Source organism: Streptomyces sichuanensis, from assembly GCF_020328095.1.
GTDB lineage: Bacteria > Actinomycetota > Actinomycetes > Streptomycetales > Streptomycetaceae > Streptomyces > Streptomyces cinnamoneus.
The window spans coordinates 1-6,525 of record NZ_JAIXMK010000212.1 but is presented as its reverse complement, the minus strand read 5'-3'; the positions used below and the strand labels follow the sequence as shown (position 1 = coordinate 6,525).

General features: G+C 76.8%; 6 protein-coding genes and 1 pseudogene. 4 read left to right on the top strand and 3 right to left on the bottom strand.

Annotation, left to right across the window (positions count from 1 at the left end):
• Positions 1-625 (bottom strand): annotated as a pseudogene (locus LE181_RS31190) (hypothetical protein); the annotation flags it as partial.
• Positions 626-745: 120 nt separating this feature from the next.
• A complete protein-coding gene (locus tag LE181_RS31185) occupies positions 746-1,135 on the bottom strand; it encodes a cupin domain-containing protein (protein ID WP_225664915.1) in 390 nt (129 codons plus the stop codon).
• 127 nt (positions 1,136-1,262) lie between these two features.
• Between LE181_RS31185 and LE181_RS31180 the strand changes: the two genes are divergently transcribed.
• Entirely contained in the window at positions 1,263-2,255 is a 993-nt protein-coding gene (locus LE181_RS31180) for a helix-turn-helix domain-containing protein (protein WP_225664913.1), read from the top strand.
• Positions 2,256-2,286: 31 nt separating this feature from the next.
• Here the strand turns inward: LE181_RS31180 and LE181_RS31175 are convergent, their stop codons facing one another.
• Positions 2,287-3,273: an NAD-dependent epimerase/dehydratase family protein gene (locus tag LE181_RS31175; RefSeq protein WP_225664911.1), complete on the bottom strand. Its 987-nt coding sequence runs from the start codon at positions 3,271-3,273 to the stop codon at positions 2,287-2,289.
• A 137-nt stretch (positions 3,274-3,410) separates the two neighbouring features.
• On the opposite strand from LE181_RS31175, the gene LE181_RS31170 reads away from it, so the two are divergent.
• The 3 genes from LE181_RS31170 to LE181_RS31160 all read left to right on the top strand — a co-directional run.
• Positions 3,411-4,967: an FAD/NAD(P)-binding protein gene (locus tag LE181_RS31170; RefSeq protein ID WP_225664909.1), complete on the top strand. Its 1,557-nt coding sequence runs from the start codon at positions 3,411-3,413 to the stop codon at positions 4,965-4,967.
• Positions 4,968-5,050: 83 nt separating this feature from the next.
• Positions 5,051-5,986 carry an oxidoreductase gene (locus tag LE181_RS31165; protein ID WP_225664908.1) on the top strand — a complete coding sequence of 312 codons (936 nt, stop codon included), beginning with the start codon at positions 5,051-5,053 and terminating at the stop codon, positions 5,984-5,986.
• A gap of 107 nt (positions 5,987-6,093) precedes the next feature.
• On the top strand, positions 6,094-6,525 hold a 432-nt coding region (locus tag LE181_RS31160; RefSeq protein ID WP_225664907.1), incomplete at its 3' end, for a hypothetical protein.

Below are 6,525 nucleotides of genomic sequence, written 5' to 3'. Positions count from 1 at the left end.
GGCCGCTCGCCCTGCGGCAGCTCTCGCCCTGCTCGGCTGCCGCCTTGAACTCCGTCTCCGCCTGTTCGCGGGTGCGGGGGATGAGGTCGCCGCCCGCGCCCTGGGGGCAGGCGAGCGGCGCCGAGCGACCGATGCCGCGCGGGTCGAAGCCGACGAGGTCGTAGCGGTCCATGACCGCGGGCGTGGCCTCGAAGAGGCCGCCGGCGACCATGGCGGCCCCCGCCTCGCCGGGACCGCCGGGGTTGAAGACGAGCGAGCCGAGGCGCCGGTCCTGCGCACGGGCCCGCACGCGCGCGACCCGGATCCGGATGCTCCGCCCGGTGGGCGCGCCGTAGTCGACGGGCACGGTGAGCCAGGCGCACTCCGCCTCCGGGCGCGGGCCCCGGCCGCCCCGGGGTGCGTCCTCGGCGGCGCACGCCTCCCAGGCGGGACGCTGCCGGGCCAGGGCGGGCGGCAGCCCGGGCAGGTCCCTCTGCCGCCGCTCCCGCGGTGCGGCCGAGGCGGCGGGCGCGGCGGCGGAGGTGCGGCTGCCGCGGCCCTGCCGGCCGGTGTCCGGGCTGCACCCGGCGGCCAGGAGGGTGAGGGCGACGAGGGTCGCCGCGACGGTGCCGCGCCACTGGTGCATCGCACCTCACCCCTTCCGGGAACCCCGGCCCCAGTCCACTGGCCCCGGCCGCCGGGCGCAGCAGGGGAAGGGCCATCGGAATGACGCTCGCACCGGCGCGGGCCCGGTGGGGCGGGCGCGTCAGGCCGCCGGGGCGCCGAGGGCGTGGCCGGTCGTGACGTCGACGTGGGCGGGCACGGGGTCGTGACGGTCGCCGACGGTCAGGGTCCCGGACGGCTCGAACAGCAGCAGCGACGCCCCCTGCGCGGAGGACGGCTTGTGCTCCACCCCGCGCGGTACGACGAACACCGAGCCGCGCGGCAGCACGACCACCCGCTCCTCGCCCGGCTCCCCGTCGCGCAGGGCGATGTGCAGCTCTCCCTCCAGCACCATGAAGAACTCGTCGGTGTGGTCGTGGGCGTGCCAGAGGTGTTCGCCGGCCACCTTCGCGATCCGGACGTCGTAGTCGTTGACCCGGGTGACGATGCGCGGGCTCCACAGGTCGTCGAAGCCGGCGAGGGCCGCCGTCAGGTCCGTCGGTCCGGCACGTCCGCTGCCGTCGTGACGTGCGGTGTTCTCGGTTTCGGGTGTGCGTTCGTTGATCACCCGGTCATCATGGGCGGGGACGTGGGGGCTCCGCGAGTGCCAGGATGTGCACATGTCGCGTGGATCCTCTCAACACCTCCCGGGCGACCGGCCGCATCGCGTGGCCGTGCTCGTCGACCAGGGGTCGAACCCCTTCGAACTCGGCGTCGCCACGGAATTGTTCGGTCTGCGTCGCCCCGAGATCGACCGGCCGTGGTACGACTTCACGCTGTGCGCCGTCCGGCCCGAGGTCCGGATGCACGCGGGGTTCTTCACCCTGTCCGGTGTGGCCGGCCCGGAGGCCGCCGAGGCGGCGGACACCCTGATCGTGCCCAACCGGCCCGATCCCCTGGTGCCGCCCGATCCGGCGGTCCTGGACGCCGTCCGGCGGGCCGCGGGGCGGGGCGCGCGTCTGGTGAGCTTCTGCAGCGGCGCGTTCACGCTCGCCGCGGCGGGGGTGCTGGACGGGCGCCGGGCCACCACGCACTGGCGCTGGGCCGGGGAGTTCGCCGCCCGTCACCCGGCCGTCCGCCTCGCGCCGGACGTCCTCTTCGTCGACGACGGCGACGTGCTCACGGCGGCGGGCAGCGCCGCGGCGCTGGACCTCGGGCTGCACCTGATCGCGCGGGACCACGGGGCCGAGGTGGCCAACACCGTCAGCCGGCGCCTGGTGTTCGCCGCCCACCGCGACGGCGGCCAGCAGCAGTTCGTGGAACGGCCCGTGCCCGCCGTGCCGGACGCCTCCCTCGCCCCCGTCCTCGCGTGGGCGCAGCAGCGCCTGGACCGGCCGCTCGCCGTCGCGGACCTGGCCGCCCGGGCGTCGGTCAGCCCGGCCACGCTGCACCGCAGGTTCCGGGCCGAGCTCGGCACGACGCCGCTGGCCTGGCTCACGGCCGAACGCGTGACGCTCGCCCGCCGGCTGCTCGAACGCCCGGACAGCGGCATGGCTCTGGAGGCGGTGGCCCGGGCCAGCGGGCTGGGCACGGCGTCCAGTCTGCGGGTGCAGTTGCGCCGCCGCACCGGTCTCGGGCCGGCCGAGTACCGCAGGCGCTTCGGCCGGGGCTGACCGACGGCGTGCGCCCGCCCCGGCCGGCGCCTCAGCCCCGCAGCACCCTCTCCTCCACCTCCGGGTCCAGGCCCACCGGCGGCCGGTCGGCGCGGTGCGGCGGGATGCCGCCCAGGGACTGCAGCCAGGCCCAGGTGTCGGCCACCGTCCGCTCCACCGGGCGGCAGCGCAGCCCGGCGGCGAACGCCTTGTCCACACCGCCCTGGTGCAGGGTCACGTGCTGCTCGCCCGGCGGCACCCAGACCGGCAGGTGGGACCAGGGCTCGATGCCTGCGGCGAGGACCGTCTCCGGGGCGGTCCAGCACAGCTGTGCGACGCCGCCGGTGACGTGCGCGCAGGCTTCCAGCAGGTCGCCCGTGGTGGCGTGGCCCGGGCGGCTGATGACGTTGTACGGGCCGCCGAGGCCGCGGGCCGCGGCGTCCAGGGTCCAGGCGGCCAGGTCCCGGACGTCGACGTACTGCAACCCCAGGTCGCGCGGGCCCGGGGCCAGCACCGGGCCGCCGCGCGCCATGCGCAGCAGCCACCAGGGCAGGCGGCCGATGTTCTCGCCGGGGCCGAGGATCAGGCCCGCCCGCACCAGCAGCGCCCGGTCGCCGAAGACCGCGGTGGCCGCGAGCTCACCGCCCCGCTTGGCCTGCGCGTACGGCGCCTCGTCGCCCGCGTCGGGCGAGCCGTCCACCAGCGGGGCGCCCTCGCCGAGCCCGGCGGGGCGCGGGTGGCGGTAGACGGAGCCGCTGGAGACGTACACGTAGTGCCCGGCCCGGCCGGCCAGCGAGCGTGCCGCGTCCCGTACGGCGGACGGCGCCGCGGACCAGGTGTCGACGACGACGTCCCACGTGCCGTGGGCGAGGGCGGCGAGCCCGCCGTCGGCGGTGCGGTCGCCGTGCAGCGCCCGGGCACCCGGCGGCGGCTCGTGCCGCCCGCGGTGGAAGACCGTCACCTCCCAACCCCGCGCCAGCGCCTCCTCGGTGACGGCGCGCCCCACGAACTCCGTTCCGCCCAGCATCAGAAGTCTCATGCCGACGACCCTGCCCGCCGGCCCGCCGCCGGGGAAGCCCCGCATGCTCTCAGCGGAATCGCCGATGGCTGAACCCCGCCCCGGTGCTTCCGGGAACCGGCCCGCGGGCAGGGTGAGGTACGGAAGGGGAGGTGTCCATGCAACGCAGGGAGCACGAGGTACACGCGGAAGCGGTGGCGTCCGGGGGGCGGGAGGGGTCCGGCGCCGGGCAGGACGTGGTGGTCGTGGGCGCCGGCGTGGCGGGCACGAGCGTCTTCCTGCACCTGGTCCGCGCGCTCTCCCGCGCCGGCGCCGGCGCGCCGCTGCGGGTCCGGTCCGTCCACCTGGTGGACCCGCACCCGGTCGGCTGGGGGCTCGCGTTCGGCGACCGCGACCCGCTGCTGCTGTGCAACAGCGCGGCCGAGGTCAACTCCCTGCTGGCCGGGGAGCCGGCGGACTTCGTCCACCACCTGCGCGAGCACGGCTGGACGGGCGAGCCGCGGGAGTGCGTCCCACGGGCCCGGATGGCCGAGTACTGCCAGGACCGCTACGCGCAGGCGCGCAAGGAGGCCACCGCCCTGGGCGTCGAGGTGCGGCACGTGCGCGCCCGCGCCGAGGAGATCGGCACACAGCCGGACGGCCGGCGGCGGGTGCGGCTGAGCACGGGCGCGGAGCTGGCGGCCGACGCGGTCGTGGTCTGCACGGGCGTCCACCGGCCGCGCGTCCCGGACGGCTTCGTGGGCCTCACCGGCCATCCGCGCTACCTCGACAGCCCCTACCCCGCCGGCCGGCTCCGCCGAGAGCTGCCGCCCGGCGGCCGCGTCCTGGTGCTCGGCACCCGCCAGTCGGCCGTCGACGCGGCGCTGGTGCTGTGCCGCGACGGCCACCGGACCGTCATGACCTCCCCCTCGGGCCTGCTGCCGTCCGTGCGGGTGTCGCTGGGGGCGCCCGCACGCGACTTCCCTCCGCTCGACCGCATCGCCCGTCTCGACCCCGACGACCCCCTGCTGCCGGACAAGATCCAGCGCTGCACGGTCGAGGCCGTGCGGCTGCTGAGCCGGCGTCCGCTGCGCCGGCAGACCTCGGCCGCGCCCGATCCGGTACAGCGGCTGCGGGAGGAGACGGCCCTGGTGGACGCGGGCGTCAGCGCCTGGCCCGGGGTGGTCGTGGCGGCGCTCGAAGCGGTCATCGCGCTGAGCGCCACACTGCCGGCGCCGCGCCGGGAGGCGCTCATGGAGCGCTTCGCCTGGTTCGTCTCCCGCTATGCCACAGCCATGACGGTCGTCAACGCCCGCCGGCTGCTCACGCACTTCGCCACCGGAGCGCTGCGGCTGGCCCATCCCTATCCGGTCGCCGTCGCCTTCGAGGACGGGGCGTGGCAGGTGCGGTGGCGCGGGGCGGAGTCCGAGCCGGAGCGCTTCGACCACGTCGTCAACGGCACGGGCTTCCACCCGCCGGTCCTGCACCGCTCCGGTGACGGCGCGACGCTGTACCTGACGGGCCCCCGGGGCGATACGGGCGTCGTGGACCACCTGGAGGCCGACCTGCGGGTGCGGCGGGGGCCCGGGGCTCCGCCCGAGCCCGTGTGGGTGGCGGGCGTCGGCACCCATGTGCGGATCCCCTTCGCCAACCACCTGCGCAACGTGGTGCGCCAGGCCCGGCAGATCGCGGAGGACATGGTGGGAGTGCGGCCGGAGGCGGTGCGCGGCGTGTGAGCGCCGGGCGCGCCTTCCCCTGACGGCCGCCCGGGCGGCGGACAATACGGTCGCCCGTCCGCGACCGGCCGCCGAGGAGGCGCATGCACCACAGCTGGACCACCGAGGACATGCCCGGCCAGGAGGGCCGGCTGGCGGTCGTCACCGGCGCGAGCAGCGGTATCGGGTACGTCACCGCCCGCGAACTGGCCCGGGCCGGTGCCGAGACCGTCGTGACCGGCCGGGACGCCGGACGGGCCCGGCAGGCCGCCGAGCGCATCGCCGCCGAGGTGCCCGGGGCCCGGGTCCGGCCGGACCTCGTCGACCTCGCCGACCTGTCCTCCGTCGCCGGCTTCGCCCACCGCATGGAGCACGGCGGCCGCCCGGTCGACCTGCTCGTCAACAACGCCGGGGTGATGGGGGTCCACCGGCGCCGCACGACCGGGGACGGCTTCGAACTGACCGTGGGCGTCAACCACCTGGGGCACTTCGCCCTCACGGGCCGGCTGCTGCCGCTCCTCCTGCGGGCGCCGGCCCCGCGGGTGGTCACCGTCAGCGGCGCCATCTCCCGGGCGCCCCTGGCCGATCTGTCGGATCTGCAGAGCGCCGGGAAGTACCGGCCCATGGCCGCCTACGCCAAGTCCAAGCTGGCCAACGTGCTGTTCGCCCTGGAGCTCCAGCGCCAGGCCGATGCCGCCGGGGCGGCGCTGACGAGCGTGGCCGTGCACCCGGGCGTCAGCTGGACCGGACTGCAGCGGTACGCCCCGCCGCCGGTGCGGGCGCTGGAGCGGGTCGCGCTGGAGCGGCTGTTCGGCCAGCCGGTGGACCGGGCGGCGTTGCCGTCGCTGTACGCGGCCACGTCCCCCGGCGTCGCTCCGGGCGGTTTCTACGGACCCACAGGTCACTTCGAACAGCGGGGTGCGCCGGGCCCGGTGGAGCTGCCGCTGCAGGCCGGCGACCCCACGCTGGCACTGAGCCTGTGGGAGATCTCCGAGGCCCTGACCCGTGTGCGCTACCGCTGGCCCGCCGCCCCCGGCTGATCCGCCGCCGTCACCGGCGCAGGACCGTGCGGGCGGGGACGCCGCCCGGCCGTCGTGGCGGGAACCGGGCTCTTGCCGGGCGCGGGAACCGGCGCTGCAATCGGCTCATGACGACGGCAGGGGAGAGATCCGGCAGGAGCAGCGGCCTCAACCACCCCCGGATGGCCACGGGTGTCGACCAGGTCCTCCACGCGCTGCGGGCCCGCAGGCCCCGCCGGCGCACGGAGCTGCCCGGCGAGCCGCGCTGGCGCCCCGGCTTCGTGGCCGGTGACGTCGGCGGGCCGCGGCTGCGGCTGCAGGACTTCGGTTACGCCGCCCACGAGCTCAACCGGGGGTACGGCACGGTCGACGACACCGCGCTCGTCGGGCCCGTGCAGATCCTGACGCCGGAGGGCCTGGACTGCCTCGGCGAGGTGTGCGACCGGCTGGAGGGCTCCGCCGGCACCGCCCGTTTCATCACCACGCGGCGGGTGCGCAGCGCCGACCTGATGTCGGCGTTCATCAACAACATGATCCGTGACCGGGGGTTCCTGCTGGCC

What these genes read in the sequence shown, in the direction of transcription:
- LE181_RS31180 (WP_225664913.1), top strand. Translation starts at nt 1,263, where the DNA reads ATGTCGCGTGGATCCTCTCAACACCTCCCGGGCGACCGGCCGCATCGC.
- LE181_RS31175 (WP_225664911.1), bottom strand. Translation starts at nt 3,273, where the DNA reads ATGAGACTTCTGATGCTGGGCGGAACGGAGTTCGTGGGGCGCGCCGTC.
- LE181_RS31170 (WP_225664909.1), top strand. Translation starts at nt 3,411, where the DNA reads ATGCAACGCAGGGAGCACGAGGTACACGCGGAAGCGGTGGCGTCCGGG.
- LE181_RS31165 (WP_225664908.1), top strand. Translation starts at nt 5,051, where the DNA reads ATGCACCACAGCTGGACCACCGAGGACATGCCCGGCCAGGAGGGCCGG.